The following is an 18,850-nucleotide window of genomic DNA, read 5'->3' as shown; positions in this document are numbered from 1 at the left end:
ACTACCTTTCCATCGCTTGCTTAACATAATTAACCTTGTCCATTTCTTTGGTATCAATAATTACTGTAGGTTTCATCCCAATATTGTCGATGGGGTTTTTTGGAAGACGTTTTGAACGCCCAATGGGGATCACCAAATTGAAGTCTTTACATGGAATATCAAAAAACTGGGTATTGTTATAATCTAAAGTACCTGCAGAATTCTCTCCATACAATTTTACTTTTTTGCTTTGTACTGCACTCAATAGAAACGACTCTGCGGAACTTGCCGTGTTTCTATCCATTAAAATCGCAACTTTAGCTGGGTATCGATAGATTGTGTCGCGTGTGATGTCAAAGCTTTCCTTTCCCGATGGGTTTACAAACTGATTTGGATGTTGCTTCATTAAATCAATTAGCTTCCCTAAAAAATCCTTTCCTGCTTGAGAAAGCTCTTCATCTTTTAGGTTTTCGGTTAATATTTTAATGTTCTCTCTCGAGGAACGATATTCGTCGGGTTTAATTTTGATCGTACCGCTATAGATGTAGGGAATTAATCCGCTAAAAGCATAATCTGTACCGCCAGTATTTCCTCTTAAATCGATGATCCAATGGGGCAGGGTTTCCAAGGATGATTTGTATTTGTTAAGCAAACTATCAATCACTTGCTTTTCACTCCATTCAAACGATGGCAATCTTAACAAAATCGTTTTGTCATCCAAAATTCTGAAGCTGGTTTTCCAGTCCAATTTCTCCGTTGATGGCAACACTGTTACTGGCTTAGCAAACTGCTGGCTTAATTTCTTTGCCAATTCAGGATATTTTTTCTTGTATCTCCAATCCAGCTGAACACGAAGATGGTTGTCTTTAAAATAATTGGTAAATGTTCTCAGCAATACATAGCATGAATCGGTACTATTGGCTTCAAGGGCCCGTTTTTTTAGAGAAGCAATAAACTTTTCATAAGTTTTTAGCTGGTTACTTTTGATTTTGTCATTAAAACCAGCATAGTCTGCTTTTACATGGGTGATGGTGTATTCGAGATTTAAGGCACAATCACATTGCTGTGCAAATGAAACCAAAGGGATAAACAAAGCGAGTACGGCTATAAGTTTTTTCATGTCATTACGAATATACTTTAATGATGCATAAAAACAATTTTAGGTTGCATGGTTAATTTTTTTAGTGGTTAGTGGCTAGTTGCTAGTAGTTAGTTATTCGGTAGCGAAGGATCTTTTTGGAGTACTGGTTTACTGGTTCATTGGTTTACTGGTTCATTGGTTAGCACATCCCATTCCTACTCCCGTCATCTCGACCGTAGTGGAGAGATCTTTGGACTTTGCTATCCAACTATGTTTGCCATCCATAGCATTACCTGTCCCGACTCTTCGGTAGCGAAGGATCTCCTCCATTGTTTGATCATTAATCATTGGTCATTGGTGATTAGTCATTGTTTTTTGCTCATTGTTTACTAGCATGTTTTAACCCCTAAACAATTTTCGTCAACTGATGTTATGCTAATCGTAAACATTATGCTATGACTGAACATTTAGAATCTTTTAGGAACGAAATCCTAACCTATTACCAAGATTATTTATTAATGGCCGATTTTACTGCCAATGGAAAACTGGTACTGCTGGCTAAACCCTTTGTCGATTTTCATCAAATTATTGTAGATCTGAGTGATCACATGATTGATATCGTTAATTTCCGACAGCATTTGGATGTGCACCTTTACCAATTTGGACAGAATGAACTGGTAGAAATTACCATTAATTAGTTTTGCTTAGGCAATACCAATCCTTTTATAGTTATTGCAAGGAGGTACCACGAATTAATCTCCGAAACAATGGCTTTTTAGAACAGCTTTGGTGTAGTATGAGCAGTCTCCAAATCAAGTAAAATGGCTTTATTGGCAACCCCACCAGCAAAGCCTACCAGTTTTCCAGAAGTACCTACCACCCGATGATAGGGTACGATGATAGAAATAGGATTTTTGTTCAATGCACCACCTACGGCACGTACAGCCTTAATGTCCCCAAGCTATCGGGCCAAGTCGCCATAGGTTTTCACCCGTCCATAAGGAATATCCAATAAAGCTTGCCACACCCTTAATTGAAAATCAGTTCCCTGATGGTCAAGTGGAATAATTAACAATCTCTACTGCTTTTATGACGTTTGTTACTGTCTGGGTAGTTTTAATAATACTTATAATCCTTTTTCTAGTTCATTCCCGTAGCATATCATCACGATATTTTTTGAAAATACGTAGTTCTTCGCTATTTCCTTCAAGTAAATTCTCATAAAATCTTTCACCTTTAACACTCCATTCTTTGAAACTAATTATATCACCATTTTTAATTTCAAGTGTATCTATTGATTTCGTTTTTAGATATGAAGTATCCCAGAAAATCGAAATGTTTTCATCGTATACTTCAAATAGATAATGTGGGTATGCTAAAGGATATTCGCTAGATTCGTCGCTTATTATGTAATAAAACAAGACATCAAAATACTTTGAAATCGCGAATACCGTATATGTTTTTCCAACTGTAATTTCTAATTCGGAATTATTTGCCCAATTTATTATTGATTGAGGACTATTTTTAGAAGAAATTAAATCGGCGATACAAAGTACTTTCATAAACTATTTAAATTTAAAATCAGTTAAAAATCCTGTTTGAGGATCTCTCAAATAATGCACAACGGATTTGCTCCCTTTTGGCCCAACACTATGATGCCACTTTTCCCATCCTTGATATCTAGGGTCACCCAGTTTTAAATTAAGGTTACGCCCCATTCCTGCTTCAGCTTCAGCTAAAGCTTGTACATCTTGAGCATTTTGAGCTAATCTTCTAAAAATATTTTTATTAGGTCCGTAATGTTGATTTCTAGCCAAATTTGCAGCATTATCCAGAGTTCCGCTTATATTTTTTAGGGGAGCAGCTGCAGCCTTAGTTGTGGTCTTAACAACCTCTGTTGTTTTAATGGTATTAGTTACAGTTTCGGCGGCATTAATCGCACTTGAAAGAGTTTTTCCAGCTTTTATACCGTTGCTAACAACACCAGCACCTTTGCTGAGTGCAACGCTTTCTGCTACGGCATAAAGCACTTGGCCAACCACTTCTCCCTTCTGTCCTGCATCACCATTAACGAATTTATCAACTCCTCCAGCTATCTGGCTTTCAAAACCAAGCACGGCATTAAGGGTATTTGTACCATAGGCGGCGTCAAAAGCGGCTAAATTTGCATATGATCCAGGGGAATTTTTTAGCATCATACCTAAGGATAAATTGCCCATTCCTTTCCAGGTCTCAGCTTTCCAGGCTCCTTCTTTTAAAAATGAGAGCGTTCCCTTAAAGCCCGTCGCAATCCCTCTACCCACACCATTTAAAAATGGTAGCGCTGAATCATAAGGAAAAGGGTACCTGCCATCTGGATCGGTTAGTCTGATCGGGTTATTTAAAACATAGATATAAGGAGAGGTATCCTCTTGATAAAGCTCAACCAGCGGATCTATAACACTCCATCGGCCTATAACAGGGTCATAAAACCTGGCTCCGTAGTCGTACTGCCCTAATTCATCTTGTAATTCCTTCCCATTATAAAGAAACTGCGTTGAATTAGCCGAAACTAAAGAAGGAGTACTTCTGAGGCCAAAAGCGAAATAATTCTCATATTGGAAAGCTTCTATTTGATTATTATTTTGATTGTATTGGATAGATGCTCGTGTGTTTCCTAAGTGATCTGCAAGGAAATATTCGTAACTATAATTTGACCCACTTTTTCTTGCTACACCAAAATCAGTGCTTACAAATTCAATAACACCATTGAGATATCTAATTCCATCAACATAATCAATTATATCTGTACTTGTTTTTCGTAATTTTTTACCTTGGGCATCATAAAGGAAATTAATTCCTGAGCCATATGAAGTAGGGAGATTGAGAATATTATATGTAATTAATTTATTTATTCTTCCATCAGTGGTTACATTACCATTCAAATCATAGTAATATTCGTTGGTAGCTAAGCCTCCATTAATGATCTTTTGCAGTCTATTCCCAATGTACTGGTAAGTGCCAGACTGTCCTTCTCGAGTAAGCCCTGTCATATTGCTCATCGCATCGTAACCATGTACTGTTTCATTCATGCCAGGTGACGAAGCGGTCATTAATCTACTAAGCTGATCATAAGTATAGCTAAATGATTTGCTGTTATAGTTTAACGAAGTTCCCCAGTTTTGCTCACTAATATTGCCATTATATTGGGGCGTGTTTCCTTCTTCATATTTTAGCTGAAAAGAAAATAAACTAGAGGTTTTTGTTTTTAGCCATCCTCTGGAATTGTAAGTATAGTTAATTGGATATAATCCGTTGTGAAGAATTTGTTCCCTAACTTGCCCAAGTTCATTATAAATAAGGGTAGCTAGTAGTACTTCAGGGCTTTGTTCATTTCCAATTCGTTGATAAGTATTAATTTTTCTTCCAACATGATCGTATTCATATCTTTTTGAAATGCTAACGGATTGATTGTTGTAGCCAGAGTGTACTCTTTTTGTTAATACTGTTTGTCCTGTAAAATTATATACGCTGGTAACAATATCGTTTCCATTAACATAATTTTGAGATCTGGTTTCCACTAATCTGCCGTATGTATCATAGTAGTTAACATCTAAGAGCATATTTGATGTGCCTAGTACATTAGTTTTGTTTCCTGTCGCTAATCCATGAACATCTAATCTTTGCCCACTTTGTGGATGCCCAAAATTGTTGCCGAAAAAATTATAGTCATCAAAATAGCTAATGGTTAAATATTGATTAACTTGATAATTAGTCGTAGAATGAAGCGGTAGCGTTTGATCACTATATCCCGTATTTGTATTCGCTACATTGGTGTCATCTCGTTTTTCAAAAAGAGTAAGCTGGTTGTTGACATCATTTTGCCAATCTTCTCTTGATGCAGTCGAGCTTACTATGCCCGTAATTATTAACCTGCCTTGAGCATCATATTTATTAAATAGCCATTTTCCTTTATCTAACTGTTCTGCATCACGAGATAGCACAACTTGATCAAGCTTATTGTAAACAATTTCTTCCTTTCCTTTTCCTGGGACTTGTTTCTCAATCTGTCTATTTCGATGATCATATGAATACTGGAAGCAAAAATTGTTCAATACCTGAGTAGTTATGGCAGTCGAACCATCTGGATTACTACCTGGTGTTAATACAAAACATAAATTGCCAAGGTCATCATAAACATAATAGGTAGAAAGTGGAGACGTTTCTGATTCCCATGTTCTTTTTAATATAATCCTTCCGTCTCTGTCAATAAATTCCTCTTCTGTACCTGCTCTACCTGATACCCAATTTTCATTTTTAGAAATATTAACTGCTAATGTACCTTCAGGATACCATCCATCCTCCGTTAGGTTCCTAGTAACGGTATTGCTTTGAATTTGTGCTCTAAATAGCTTTGCTCCTCTAAAATCCGAAAGGACTGGGTTAGTTTTTTGGTTGTTACTAGAATAATCATTACGTATGGTATGTCCTGAAGCTAATTGCCAAGGATCACCAGGGCCACCTTTCTGAAAAGTTCGGTTTAGTGTAGAAGCCTCAAATTGTGTTTCTGAGAAAGGGGAGGGTATTCTAGGTATTCCATTTGAAAGCTGATCGCCACTGCTTCCTTGAGGATTATAAAAATCATGAACACCTGAAGAAGGTACTAACGCATCCTGTCTGAAGCTACCGTGAACTCCCCCAGCGGTGTAAGGGAGGTATTTGAATTTTTCGCGACCAAATTGATCATAATTTGTAATCGTAATTAAATCTTTTGATCCATCAGGGTTTGCTCTTGTCTCTACTAATTGTAAAGGTCTGCCTAGACCATCTAAGTATTGAATACTTTGATTGACTTCGCAAATTGGACGTGAAGATAAAGTTGAAACATTGGTAAGACCTGATATTCGCGGAGTCCAAGTAATCACATGTGCCTTTGATATCGTTGGTGTTGATTGTAAAGGAATGCAATTGGATGTTGGTATTATTAACGCATGAAAACCATTTGCTGAGGTAAAACCATCAGCTAAAACGATACTTTCAGTTGCGATATGGGTTCCTCCTTGGTTAGGTTGATTAAGAATGATTTGTGCTTGTGCTTTAAGTTCTACAGTAATAAACTGTAGCGAGGTCAGGATTAAAACGCAATAATTTAATAAGAGCCTTTTCATTTTCGAACGTTTAATTTTCTATAATCTCAAGTATTTCAACCTCACAAGTTGTTGCTGCATTGATTTGCATGTAGTCGGAGTAAGTTAACATGCCATTTTCCATTTGAATTTCTAAAACTGTTTCAGTTAAAGCTCCGCCCATATTGATTGGATCATAACGGATACGAATCTTACATAATGCACGTTTTCCATCGTCAAAAGACTTGGTAATGGTATAACTAACAGCACCAAAATAAGGGTCGACGTTATAGCTAATTTCGTAGGTTGCCGTTGGAGTACAAATACCATTGGCATTTGCGTAAGCTTGCCCATTTTCATTTAAGTAGTTTTCGGCCAATAAATCAGCATGCTCTTGGCTTACTGTTGAAGTAAATTGTCCACTAGGTACAACAAAAAGAACTGGAGCGGCAGAATCATTCCCAGTGCAATTGTTTTTTGTGAAATATTTTGATTTTTGATTGCTATAATAACTAAATAGTACGTAATTATAATCATAGGCTTTCACAATATGCTTTTTTTGATCACGTACTGCTTTTAACCTATAAGCGAAATCATATTCATAATAAGTTGTATTTCCGCTCACATCAATAGAACTGCTTAAGCCTAAGCCTGGTTCATAAGTATAAGTTGATGCTTTGCCATTTGAAGGGTAAATAATTATATTATCTAATGTCCCCGATATCGTTTGTCCGTTATAAGGTACTTGTTGATGATGCCACGAATCATTTTCGTAATAAAAATAAGAAAGTAAGTATGATTTGCCATTATATGAGGGTGAGAAAAAATTCGATAACGCTATTGAACCAGAATAAGCTCCTTTGCCTGTATGACTATTGGTACTGTTGGCCGTTAAGGTGCCATTTCCTTCAAAATCTTCAAAGAAGTATTCGTCGCTGCTGGCATTGGTAAATTCCCCAACTAAATATTTCTGGTTATAGCCCCATTTATAGCTTTTAGGCAAGTCATTGGCTATTGCTGTCATCATCGGATTGCCGACGTTGTCATAATTATGGTACTGTACACGAGTTTCGGCGGGTTCCGTTTTAAATTGGGTTTTTACTATCGATGGTAAAATTAAATTGCTATTTGCTGCCCAGCCATTACTGTATTGTGTTGTGGATTTAGAATAGATAACGTTATTAACTTGCTTCTCTTCTTCCACAATTTGAGCTAGCATATTATTATTAACCATTTGCTGATACGGATTAGATTGCCCGAGTTGCACCATATCATAGGCATTACGTTTAATAACCTTTACGATATCACCATTGCTTGAAGTAGTTGTTATCTGTTTTGGTTGCAAATAAGAGCCATTGTAAGCGTAGCTCATTTCTTTCTCTAGAGTATGAGCATTCTCATTAAAAACATATTCTTTTTCACTGATAGGTCTATAAGTACCAGTATAAACGTGGTAATATGATAATCCTGATTGTATAATTTTGGCTCCTAAAATGGTAGCTAGTCCAACGCCCTCATACTCGAAATTTTTTTTAGAAATGGATATAAATGTACCATCTGATTTCCTTTTATAATGTTCTTCAGAAAGAAGCATTCCGTTTCCTACATCCCTTGCACCATAGCCACCAGGAAATATTCCATTAGGATAAACGTCAACAACATTTCTGTAATAATAAGTACTTTTGCCGTTTTCTCCATTTTCTCCATGATAAACCGTTACTTCATCATATCCGTTTGGATTGCCATATTCGCTTGGCAAAATGTTTTCTGAAAAAATTCTACTATAATAAAAGATGAAATTAATGCCGTCGCAGTTGCCATAAGATGCGCTTGGGAAAGAATGCAAACTGGGCGAAAGATCCAGTCCACTGGAGACCCTACCATTACCGCTTGGCTTGGTATAGTCAAATCTGGTAACCTGTAACGTGCTATTATCTATTTCTTTATTGATGATACGTAAAATCCTTGCCCCTTTGTTTTCTAAAAACATATATTGATCGGACCTGCCTATATGTGTTTCGTATTCAAATTCTGTATAACCGCCAGTAGGATAGTAAAGTTTTTTTAATAAGCCCAATGTAGGGTTTGACGCATAATACTTACCATAGGTGTTCGTTTTTGGTGGCAATTGTGATTGCTCATTATAAATAAAGTGGTAGGCATTACTATTCGTATTTACGTACAGTTTATTTAATTTTAACCTAGTATTTATGGCATTTGATCCTCCTCCTGGCGAATAGAAATAAGAATAATCTAAACCAATATATTTTATAATGGCATTTTGGTTATTTCTAATGGTTATATTGTTTAAAGAAGAAGCAGGAGTTCCATTGGTGCGGAGATCTATCCTATACATATAGGAAAAAGATACTTTTCCTCCTCGGTAAGAAATTTCATCAACTAATATTTCATCGGTTTCTGTATGTGTGCTTGTTGATGAAGAACCGCTTGCAAATAGTTCATAGATAGCTCCGCCACTGCGATATGCGCAATCTGGTGCGGTATAAGGTGGATTGACCGCTAAAGATACACTACTGGAGTAGTCGTGGATGATTTTTGGCGTGTTTTGTTTATAAGCAATGGTCATTACATCCTTATTAACCGTTTCAAGAGTGGTGAGGTACCAAGCAGAGATATAATTTACGGTTGCACTAGATCCAGTTTTTTGAGATTGATATTCTTTCTTTTCAAATCTATATATATTGCCGTAAGTATCAGTAATTCTAAAATTATCGCCATTAATAATTTCTATTTTTAGATCTTCGGTTCCCCCTATAAAACGAATAATATAAGAAGAGCTTGAATAGTCAATTAGAAATTTTCCAGACCTGCCATTGATATAATAGTTGAAGATGTCGGGTTCGAGATCTTTTCCACTTCCTAATGTGCGATTGGCTGGAGGTACTTTAAAATATCCATTAGCGGAAAAATCATCCAATAACCTCAAATTTCTAGTGATCATTGCCGTATTGCTAATTGACCAGTGAAGCCCAACTGAAGAGCTTTCATTGAAAATTTTTAACCCATCGGCACTATAATTTAAATCACAGGCAAAATCTAATCCACTTAAAGGAATATTAAAAAGAGGTACTGAGATATTTGGAAGTCCGTTATAGTAGCTAACAGGTATATCCCCAAATATGCCTAAACTGGCAGCAGTTGGTGATGGAGGGACATAGCTCTTTAATGCTTGCCCGTATCCATAGAAGTAAAATGCTATGGAAAATAAGATAAGTAAACTAAGTCTTTTCATGAGATGAGTTACGTTAGAAATATGAGAAGTGTCGGAACTGGCAATAATAACCTGTTGGAAACTGTAACAGAATTACAAGGACGTCGAAATGTATTAGATAGCATGAGCGTTTTTTTTTGAAAAATATAAAAAAAAGCAATTCATTAGAATTTTTTCTTAAAAAAAACGATTTAAGGTTGCTTCGGTTCTCCATAAAAGAGCGAGAGGAGTACTTGGGAATGGTAGTAGGAACCTGCTTAATTCATCCCGTTCCCATCTTGTCATCCAGAGCGTTACCTGTACCGACACTTCGGTAGTGAAGGATCTCTGGTGGTTGTTGGTTCATTGGTTCACTGGTTCATTTGTTAGCTCATCCCATTCCTACATCGTCATCCTCGCGTATGCGGGGATCTTAAAGCGTTTGATGATTCCCGTTTTCACGGGAATGACGTTCTATTGACGGTTTTTCCGTTCTTACTTCGTCATCTCGACCGTAGCGGAGACCGCGAAGCAGCTACGAAGTAATATCTTTGGACTTTGCTATCCAACTATGTTTGTCATCCAGAGCGTTACCTGTCCCGACACTTCGGGAGCGAAGGATCTTTTTAAGCAATGGTTATTTGTTTAATCGTTTAACTGGTTATCCTCCATATCTGTCATCCAGAGCGTTGCCTGTCCCGATACTTCGGTAGCGAAGGATCTCCATTGGTCTATAAGCTCATCCCGTTCCTACATCGTCATCCTCGCGTATGCGGGGATCTTAAAGCGCTTTATGATTCCCGTTTTCACGGGAATGACGTTCTATTAACGATTTTCCCGTTACTACTTCGTCATCTCGACCGTAGCGGAGAGATCTTTGAACTGGGTATTGGTTTGGCTAGGTTTACTTCGTAGCTGCTTAGTAGTCCTCGCTAACGGCTAGGAAGCGTTAGATAACAACCTTACGTTTGCTGGAACATACCTGAGGTTTCTCGGGAAAAACCTGGGGTTTCTTAGGAAAGACCTGAGGTTTCTAAGGAAATACCAGAGATTTCTTGGGAAAAACCTGAGGTTTCATGGGAAAAACCTTAGGTTTCATGGGGAAAACCTGAGGTTTCTTGAGGAAAACCTGAGGTTTGTAACGCTCATTGTTCAAACATAAAAGCTCTAACTGACTGATTCACAAAATAAAAAAGAAAAAAATACTTGACAATCTCATTGTCGAATAATAAATTTGATTTCATATCAGCTACCTCCATCTCCTTCAAGCCGTAAATTCTCTTTAATTTTTATTGCTATGTAAAAGAAAAACAGAAAACATCCACCTACATGAACATCTTTTATCCTAAGCTAAATCATTCCATGAGGAAAGTATATGCCTTCAGCGATACAATTCCTTTTTACTTTTCGGCAATTGCCATTTCCAATTCGTTAAAATATCCCCAAGCAGTGTGTATCCTTGATGGTTCAACGCTTGTTACTGGTGTCCCTACAGTATCTTCTGTTTTTTCAGCAAATTCCCTTTGCACCTCATCTGCCATTCGTTTTTGCATTTTCACTATTTCCAAGCCCCTAAACTCACAACCCTTAAAAATTAGTCCCAATGTAGTAATCAATTAAATAATCAACTATAAATTATCTTTTTATGAAAAAAGTAGACATTGCTACGTCTTTAAGTAAGTACAATGATTCTGAATTAGTAGGAAAGGCACAATTAATCACTAGCAGTTTAACGAACAATGTGTATTTTCCTACACCTGATCCTTCACTGGCAGCTATTAAAGCGGCTACTGATGATTTGGAAGTAGCCATAGTACTGGCCAAAGAAGCGCCAACCAAGGCCAATATCATGGACCGTGACAGCAAACGTGAAATATTGACTGGCCTTTTAATGCAACTTTCTTTGTATGTAAAATATACTGCAAAGGATGATGGTAAAATTTTGGCCACTTCAGGTTTTAGCTTGACCAAAGCCCCAGAACCTGTTGGCGTTTTAGCTAAGCCGCAGAACTTTGTGGTTGAACCTAGTGATATAGGTACTGTTAAATTGAGTGTTAAGACCATTGATAACGCTCGTGGTTACCAATTTGAAAATCGTAAAAAGGGGGCGGAAAAATGGGATGTGGTGGTAGATACCAAAAGTAAAATCATCATTACAGGTTTGGAGAGTGGCGTGCAGTACGAATTTCGTGTAACAGGCATAAGTGCAGCTCCGCAACGTACATACAGTAATGTATTAACCAGTTTTATTTTATAAACCATTGCATTATTCATTTAACCTGTGGTAGCAAGTATGCTGCCACGGGTTTTTTTATTGGGTCGCTAGTTCATTGGCTCATCCATTCCTACTTCGTCATCAATAGGGGACTTATCTTCCAGAGCATTACCTATACCGACAACTAGGTAGCGTTCTTCTGTCATCCAGAGCGTTACCTGTACCGACACTTCGGTAGCGAAGGATCTCATAAGTGCTTCAATTGGAGATTCCTCGTTATACTCGGAATGACAAGTAGGGTGTCTCTTGAGCGCACATGTACCAATGATTGAGAAGACGTGCGTTTGAAAAGGGAGTGTTACGAAGATTGTCTTGGCTCGTGAATAAATCTTAAATGAGCTTTAATTAAGATCTCAACAATTTCTGCCAATTACCAGACAGCATTTAGATGTGCATCTTTATCAATCTGGACAGAATGAATTGGTAGAGAAAGCGACTAATTGAGCTTTATTTCTTATTACAATACATCATAAAAGCTCTTGTATTATGTATTGTAGGCATAAGCTTTATGTTCACCTTTTTTAACACAAAGTCAAGTCGGTATATGTATCTTTTTAAACCAAAATATTTGCTCAATTTGAAACTGAATTATATATTTTAAATATTGATTTTTTTATTATATCTTGATTTAAATCACACTTATTAACAAGTAATTATGGTGAATCATACACCTGGAATTCCGTCTTCTTATGGGATTAATTCTCAATCCTTTTTTTCCTTCATGGAGCCTAACTCCTTAATCGTATTTGTTCATGGATTTGGTGGGAGCGCCTTGGGGACTTGGAATAACTTTTCAACGATGCTACTTTTGGATCCGTTATTTGTCAAAACAGATATCTTGTTTTACGGCTATGATACCTTAAAAGGACAAGCTGGGGATCATGCAGCAGAACTTTATGCTTTTCTATGTTTGGCTGAAAACCCCTTGGCATCTGGCATTTTACCTGCTGATATGGGACTTGCTGAACGAACCTACAATCGTATTGTAATTGTAGCACATTCGCTTGGTGCGATCCTCGCTAGGCAGGTACTGTTGTTAGCATATCATTCAGGTGTCTCTTGGATGGACAAAACTAACCTGGCCTTATTTGCTCCAGCACATCAGGGGGCAAATATAATCTCATTGGCTACACAAGCGCTTCCTGGAATAATGAATTTGCTAGGGATTTTTGTGAAATTTAGATATCCTATACTTTCTGATCTTGATCCAACTACGCCAAATGGAATTATTGACCAAATCAGAAGTCAGACGGAACATTTGCAGAATTCAGGGAGGGGAGAGTTTACCAAAGCAAAATTAGTGGTCTACGCAAAGGGAGATAAGGTTGTTAGGAATATCCAGTATTTGGGAGATGTTCCAGCTAAGGTAGTCCCAGGAGAGTCCCACATCGGCGTTTGTAAGCCTAATGATATCTATAATAAACCATTTGAATTATTAAAAAGCCTATTTTGATAATGACTAGCCAAGAATTTGATCGCAATTTACAATCTCTAAAGGTCATTTACCGGAATCAAGGTAAGACCAATAATGGTTTCAATGTTGTCCAATCATTTATAAAAGAGCATAATTCAGAAGAGTTTGATCATCTTTTGAGGTTCCATATTCCAAAAGGAGTGTATGGAGAGGAATTGATAAAACGATTTGAGATTGATGCCTTAATTGAATGGTACAATCTGCTTTTTATTGGGGTATTGGCAGGGTATTTGGACCGTGATTTGGATCGTGATACGATTTCGGAATTACAATTGGTACTCAATAACCCTTCTATAGTTAACTATTATGAGGAACGCTATCCCTATTTATTGACTTCTTTTACACTTCAATTTTTTTCTACAGATAGAAAAGAGTTTAAAATCCCAGAAGATAATAGTGCTGCTATTGGAGCATATCATATATTTATGACCTTGAATAGAATCTTAAGGGAAGATGAAGATGTTGTAAGGTTTTTAGGAATGCTTGACTATGTCTGGTATGAGGATGACAGCCAAGCGGGCTATACCCGTTTGAATGGTGTTTTGGAGGTGTTGGGCTCGTCTTCAGTTTTAAAGGAAGTCTTGTCATTAAATGAAAAAAATGAAATGGCCAAAGGAGTTTGGGGATTTATAAAGTTTGTAAATGTATTGAGTGAGTTCCGATCCTTATTAGAAAGCATAGGAAATGAGCCCTTGCTACAATCTGCGATGTGGATGTATCACGGATACTACTTTGATCGAATGAATGCTGAAATGAACTTGTTTTTTGATAAAGCCTTCAAAAATTTAGGTTTGGTTTTGAATGATGAAAGTTTGTTTTTAAATGTTGCAGAAGGGGTATATCAGGATCAAGAACTACCAATGTTAGATGAGGATGACTTGAGTGTAATTGCCAAAAAAGCTACTGCAAAAAGCCTTGATGATGTAATGTGGATGCTGAATCCCAATCGTTTTGATGCTATCAAAAATTATTTCAAAAATCGTATTTACGGCCCTTTGCGTGTGATCGCTATCTCTGTAGAACCGAAGATACAATCTGAAATAGAAAGATTAAGTAGGAGTATCACCAAATTGGCTGAGGAAGATTCTACACTTGGAGTAGAACTTGATGAAGATACAGGTCAGATCATTTTGCGTTGTATAAATGAATTACATCTTTCTAAAACCATCTTGCGAATTAATCATGAATTCAAGGTGGAAATCAACACAGGAATACCCCAAGTTGCTTACAAGGAGGCCCTGACAGCAAGTGTTTTACATCGAGAAATCTATAAGAAGCAATCTGGTGGTCGTGGTAAGTTCGCAGATATCCAATTCGAGATTGGTCCAGCTGATCAATCGTTTCTTTCAGAAGGTAAAGGTGGATTTCAATTTGTCAATAGGGTTGTAGGTGGTGTAGTACCAGAGGATTTTATACCATTCATTCGTAAGGGGTTCGAAACTTCTATGAATTATGGTCCGATGGCGGGTTTCCCTTTGGAGAATATGAAGATTACTCTATTTGGTGGTTCATTCCATACAGTAGAATCTGATGCACTGTCATTTGAACTTTGTGCTAAAAATGGTTTCCGTGAAGCTGTATATAAGGCAAAACCAATTATTTTAGAACCTATCATGTTGATAGAAATACTTACTCCCGAACAATTTTTTGTTGATATATTAGTTGACCTTAATCGTCGCCGATGTATGCTGCAAGGGATGGACAAACGAAATAATTTAGAAGTACTCACTGCTTATGTACCCTTGAACGAAATGTTAGACTATCTAAAAACATTACATTCTATAAGCGAATATCGTGCGTCTTACACCACACAGTTTAGTCATTATGAAAGTGTACCCCAAATTATTCAGAAAGACATCTTAGCTAAATTAAAATCCAACTCTAGAATCAATAATTGATAACGTTTTGTTGTCGTTCTGATTAATATAAAGTATTAGTGAATAAGAATGATTTTAATAAGCTTTAAATATTATTTAATTAAAATATAATTGCCAAAAATTCATTTATTTTTCTATATGGTATGCTTTTTTTGATCTGATAAACGGAGGATAAGTCAGCTTTTTCGTATTAAATCGGGACGTGTTTATCAACTTCACCAACAAGCAAGACGCTTTTAAACAAAAAAAGCCCCGTATGTACGGAGCTTCTCAGAGCGAAAGACGAGATTCGAACTCGCGACCCCAACCTTGGCAAGGTTGTGCTCTACCAACTGAGCTACTTTCGCATTTTCTTTTCAAGGAATCCTCAAGAGGAGATCTCGAAAAAAAACCTTCTTTATCTGAATAAAGAAGGTTTGTACTGAAGGCGGGAATCGAACCCGCACGCCTGTTGAGGGCACAGGATTTTAAGTCCTGCGTGTCTACCAGTTCCACCACTTCAGCAAGCAATAAATGCTTTTCAAATTAAATGCCCCCTGGTAGGAAGGCATTTAGAGCGAAAGACGAGATTCGAACTCGCGACCCCAACCTTGGCAAGGTTGTGCTCTACCAACTGAGCTACTTTCGCATTGTTAATATCATCCGATATTTCAAAACTTTCAAGCTTCTTTAAGACGCCATTTCCGTTTTGGTGATGCAAATATACGCAGATTTATATTTTTGCCAAGAAATATTTAATAAAAATTTAACAGTACAATCTAAGTCGTTGTTTTTCATATTTATATACTTTCACTGTTGTAAAATCAATGCTTAAATTAAGATGATTTTAGTAAAGTAAAGATCAAATCCTTTTCATAACCCTTGCTTTGAAGATAGTTTAAAAGCTTCAATTGACGCTTTAAAACATTTTTCTCCCGCTCCAAGGCCTGCTTCTTTTCAAGTAGGGTTTGCAAGGTCTCCAAATACTCATCCTCATCAATGCTGTTCATCGCCTTTTTGATGAGGAGATCAGGTACCCTTTTCAATTTCAAACCCTGTTTAATCTTGAGCTTTCCCCATTTCTTGATTTTGAACTTTCCCGAAACGTAGGCAAAAGCAAAACGTTCCTCGTTTAAAAAGTTCTCGGCAATTAAAGTGGCAATAATATCTTCCACTTCATCAGGTCGCATTTGCCATTCATAAAGCTTGTCCCTGGTTTCCTGCTGGGAGCGTTCCTGAAAAGCACACCAATTGGCAGCTTTCTGTAAAGCTGTTTTTTTATCGTAATTGTATTTCTTTTCTTTATCGGTTTTCATAAATATTTGCTGAAATTCGTAAAAAATTCCCATTAACCTATCATGGCCATGACGAAAGAAAGCTACACCATCCAACAAATTGCAGAAATTTTAAATGGCAAAAGCTTTTTGGACCATCCACAAGCACATATTAAGAGCTTAATTATCGATAGCCGTAGTTTGGCCGATGCCCCACATAGTTTGTTCTTCGCCATTAAGGCACAAAGAGACGGACATCAGTTCATTGCCAATGCCTATCAGCAAGGGATCAGGAATTTTGTAGTCTCCCAAGCGGTCGATACCAAGCAGTTTCCAGCCGCCAATTGGATTGAAGTACCCGATACCCTCGAGGCGCTACAACAGTTAGTGGCTTTTCATCGCAGCCAGTATGCATTAAAGGTGATTGGGATTACAGGCAGTAATGGCAAAACCATTGTTAAGGAATGGTTGTACCAATTGCTTTCGGCAGATGAACAAGTGGTACGCAGCCCTAAGAGTTATAACTCGCAAATAGGGGTGGCCTTAGCCGTTTGGCAGTTAAATCTGCATCACCAATTAGGCATTTTTGAAGCAGGTATTTCCAAACCCCATGAAATGGAAAAACTGGCCAACATCATACAACCCACCATAGGGGTGTTGACGAATATTAGGGAAGCACACGACGAAGGATTTGCCAGCAAGGAAGAGAAGTTAAAGGAAAAACTGAAACTGTTTAAGGACGTAGAGACTTTTGTTTACGCACCTGAACATATCCTAACAAAAGACCTTGAATTACCAGGGAAGCACCAATTCACTTGGAGCTTTGTACAGTCGGCAGATTTGCAAATCACGAAGGTGATGACCGAAAATAGCAGTACCCGCATCCTTGCCAACTATCAAAACAAGGAAATTGCGGTGGTGGTTCCTTTTACGGATGCGGCTTCTATAGAAAACGTAGTGATTTGCTGGGCAACTTTATTGGCTATGGGCTATGCTGCGGAAGAAGTGGTTGCGAGACTTTCGAAACTGAACAGGGTAGCCATGCGTTTGCAGTTGGTGAACGGTATAGACCAATGTTCGCTGATTGATGATAGCTACAGTGCAGATATTTCTTCCTTAGCCATTGCCTTAGATTTCCTTAACCAACAAAACCAGCATCCCAAACGTACCTTAATCTTATCTGATTTGCAGGAAACGGGTAAAACGGCAGATCAACTGTATCAGGAAATTGCTTTGTTATTAAAGCAAAAGCAAATTAACCGATTAATTGGGGTGGGCGAACATATTACTGCCCATGCGCATTTGTTTGAAATGGAAAAGTCCTTTTTTAAGGATACCGATGATTTTTTGAACCATGTAGCGCAGCTCAATTTTAACCACGAAACCATCTTGGTAAAAGGTGCCCGTAAATTTGAGTTCGAAAGAATCATTAAACGATTGGCGCAGAAAATACATGATACGGTACTGGAAATTAACCTCAATGCCCTGCTGAACAACCTACAATCTTATAAAACCAAATTAGCCCCAGGCGTAAAAACCATGGCCATGGTGAAAGCCTTTTCTTATGGTAGTGGAAGTTTCGAAATTGCTAATTTATTACAGCACCATAAGGTAGATTACCTGACGGTGGCATATGTAGACGAGGGCATTACCTTGCGCAAAGCAGGAATTACCTTGCCATTAATGGTAATGAGTCCAGAACCTTCTGCCTTTGATGCCATGTTGAGGTACAAATTGGAACCCGAAATTTATAGTTTGGAGCTGTTGCGGGAGTTTCTGCACTTTCTGCCAGAGGGTGTCAATAATTTTCCTGTGCATTTGAAGTTGGATACAGGGATGCATCGTTTGGGTTTTCAGGAGGAACATTTAGCAGAATTACTCCATTTATTAAAAGGCAACCAAAAACTAAAAGTGGTTTCTGTTTTTACGCATTTGGTAGCTACCGATGATGCGCAACATGATGCGTTTACCGAACAACAAGTGGCCAGTTACCAAAGCATGTACCAACAAATTGTTGCCGAACTTGGCTATTCGCCCATTAGACATGTATTGAACACTTCGGGCATTAGCCGTTGGCCCAAATATCAGTTTGATATGGTGAGGTTGGGAATTGGTTTGTACGGTTTTGATGCCGCACAAAAATCTCTTGATGAACTACAAACGGTAGCCGTATTGAAAACGACTATTTCGCAGATTAAGCATTTGGCAGCAGGCGAAACGGTAGGGTATAGCCGAAGGGGAGTACTGCCCAACGGTGGGACTATTGCAACCATTAAAATTGGTTACGCCGATGGTTACAGCCGAGCTTTTGGTAATGGCGTAGGGAAAATGTTGGTGGGCGGAAAGCTGGTGCCTACCATTGGGTCTATTTGTATGGATATGTGCATGTTGGATATCACGGGCCTATCGCTGAACGTTGGCGATGAAGTCATTGTGTTTAACCACCAACATAGCATTGTGGATTTAGCCAAGGCCATCGGAACCATTCCATACGAAATCCTCACCAACGTATCGCAAAGAGTAAAAAGGGTTTATTATTTTGAGTAGAAGGCGGTTTAACCGCTTAATCGTTTAACGGGTTAACTGAGAATTGCC

Annotated in this window: 12 protein-coding genes, 3 tRNA genes and 1 pseudogene; 5 read left to right on the top strand and 11 right to left on the bottom strand. The window is 37.8% G+C overall.

All coding sequences use genetic code 11. The features are described 5' to 3' along the window. Position 1: 1 nt before the first annotated feature. Positions 2-1,099: a S41 family peptidase gene (locus DUT70_RS20220; protein WP_113649190.1), complete on the bottom strand. Its 1,098-nt coding sequence runs from the start codon at positions 1,097-1,099 to the stop codon at positions 2-4. A 416-nt stretch (positions 1,100-1,515) separates the two neighbouring features. On the opposite strand from DUT70_RS20220, the gene DUT70_RS20215 reads away from it, so the two are divergent. Next, entirely contained in the window at positions 1,516-1,758 is a 243-nt protein-coding gene (locus DUT70_RS20215) for a hypothetical protein (RefSeq protein WP_113649189.1), read from the top strand. A 77-nt stretch (positions 1,759-1,835) separates the two neighbouring features. Here the strand turns inward: DUT70_RS20215 and DUT70_RS20210 are convergent. The 5 genes and pseudogenes from DUT70_RS20210 to DUT70_RS20190 all read right to left on the bottom strand — a co-directional run bounded on the left by DUT70_RS20210 (position 1,836) and on the right by DUT70_RS20190 (position 10,980). After that, positions 1,836-2,135: pseudogene (locus tag DUT70_RS20210) on the bottom strand (methylated-DNA--[protein]-cysteine S-methyltransferase). Positions 2,136-2,205: 70 nt separating this feature from the next. Further along, complete coding sequence (locus DUT70_RS20205; RefSeq protein WP_113649188.1) at positions 2,206-2,622, bottom strand: hypothetical protein; 417 nt, start codon at positions 2,620-2,622, stop codon at positions 2,206-2,208. Between the two features lie 3 nt (positions 2,623-2,625). Next, on the bottom strand, positions 2,626-6,207 hold the full coding sequence (locus DUT70_RS20200; RefSeq protein WP_113649187.1) for a DUF6443 domain-containing protein: 3,582 nt from the start codon (positions 6,205-6,207) through the stop codon (positions 2,626-2,628). Between the two features lie 10 nt (positions 6,208-6,217). Next, positions 6,218-9,418: a DUF5977 domain-containing protein gene (locus DUT70_RS20195; protein ID WP_113649186.1), complete on the bottom strand. Its 3,201-nt coding sequence runs from the start codon at positions 9,416-9,418 to the stop codon at positions 6,218-6,220. 1,358 nt (positions 9,419-10,776) lie between these two features. Further along, positions 10,777-10,980 (bottom strand): hypothetical protein, encoded by a 204-nt coding sequence (locus DUT70_RS20190; RefSeq protein WP_113649185.1) that lies wholly within the window; start codon positions 10,978-10,980, stop codon positions 10,777-10,779. A 41-nt stretch (positions 10,981-11,021) separates the two neighbouring features. Here DUT70_RS20190 and DUT70_RS20185 point away from each other — a divergent pair, with 41 nt between their 5' ends. Then, positions 11,022-11,633 (top strand): fibronectin type III domain-containing protein, encoded by a 612-nt coding sequence (locus tag DUT70_RS20185; protein ID WP_113649184.1) that lies wholly within the window; start codon positions 11,022-11,024, stop codon positions 11,631-11,633. A gap of 65 nt (positions 11,634-11,698) precedes the next feature. Here DUT70_RS20185 and DUT70_RS21250 read toward each other — a convergent pair whose 3' ends face one another. Then, on the bottom strand, positions 11,699-11,842 hold the full coding sequence (locus DUT70_RS21250; protein ID WP_162926683.1) for a hypothetical protein: 144 nt from the start codon (positions 11,840-11,842) through the stop codon (positions 11,699-11,701). A gap of 464 nt (positions 11,843-12,306) precedes the next feature. On the opposite strand from DUT70_RS21250, the gene DUT70_RS20180 reads away from it, so the two are divergent. Then, positions 12,307-13,104 (top strand): esterase/lipase family protein, encoded by a 798-nt coding sequence (locus DUT70_RS20180; protein ID WP_128353410.1) that lies wholly within the window; start codon positions 12,307-12,309, stop codon positions 13,102-13,104. Positions 13,105-13,106: 2 nt separating this feature from the next. Next, on the top strand, positions 13,107-15,023 hold the full coding sequence (locus DUT70_RS20175) for a translation factor GTPase family protein (RefSeq protein WP_113649182.1): 1,917 nt from the start codon (positions 13,107-13,109) through the stop codon (positions 15,021-15,023). Between the two features lie 253 nt (positions 15,024-15,276). On the opposite strand, the gene DUT70_RS20170 is transcribed toward DUT70_RS20175, so the two are convergent. The 4 genes from DUT70_RS20170 to DUT70_RS20155 all read right to left on the bottom strand — a co-directional run bounded on the left by DUT70_RS20170 (position 15,277) and on the right by DUT70_RS20155 (position 16,297). Continuing rightward, positions 15,277-15,349 (bottom strand) — tRNA-Gly (locus DUT70_RS20170). Between the two features lie 72 nt (positions 15,350-15,421). Next, a tRNA-Leu gene (locus DUT70_RS20165) sits at positions 15,422-15,506 on the bottom strand. Positions 15,507-15,557: 51 nt separating this feature from the next. Beyond that, positions 15,558-15,630: transfer RNA gene (locus DUT70_RS20160), tRNA-Gly, on the bottom strand. A 187-nt stretch (positions 15,631-15,817) separates the two neighbouring features. Further along, the gene (locus DUT70_RS20155; RefSeq protein WP_113649181.1) at positions 15,818-16,297 is read right to left on the bottom strand and encodes a regulatory protein RecX; all 480 of its coding nucleotides are present in this window, start codon (positions 16,295-16,297) and stop codon (positions 15,818-15,820) included. Between the two features lie 48 nt (positions 16,298-16,345). On the opposite strand from DUT70_RS20155, the gene DUT70_RS20150 reads away from it, so the two are divergent. After that, complete coding sequence (locus DUT70_RS20150; RefSeq protein ID WP_113649270.1) at positions 16,346-18,802, top strand: bifunctional UDP-N-acetylmuramoyl-tripeptide:D-alanyl-D-alanine ligase/alanine racemase; 2,457 nt, start codon at positions 16,346-16,348, stop codon at positions 18,800-18,802. Positions 18,803-18,850: the final 48 nt, after the last annotated feature.

The organism is Pedobacter chitinilyticus (assembly GCF_003313385.1).
GTDB classification, from domain to species: domain Bacteria; phylum Bacteroidota; class Bacteroidia; order Sphingobacteriales; family Sphingobacteriaceae; genus Pedobacter; species Pedobacter chitinilyticus.
Note: the sequence above shows the minus strand (reverse complement) of the source record. Positions and strands in the feature narration are given on the sequence as shown.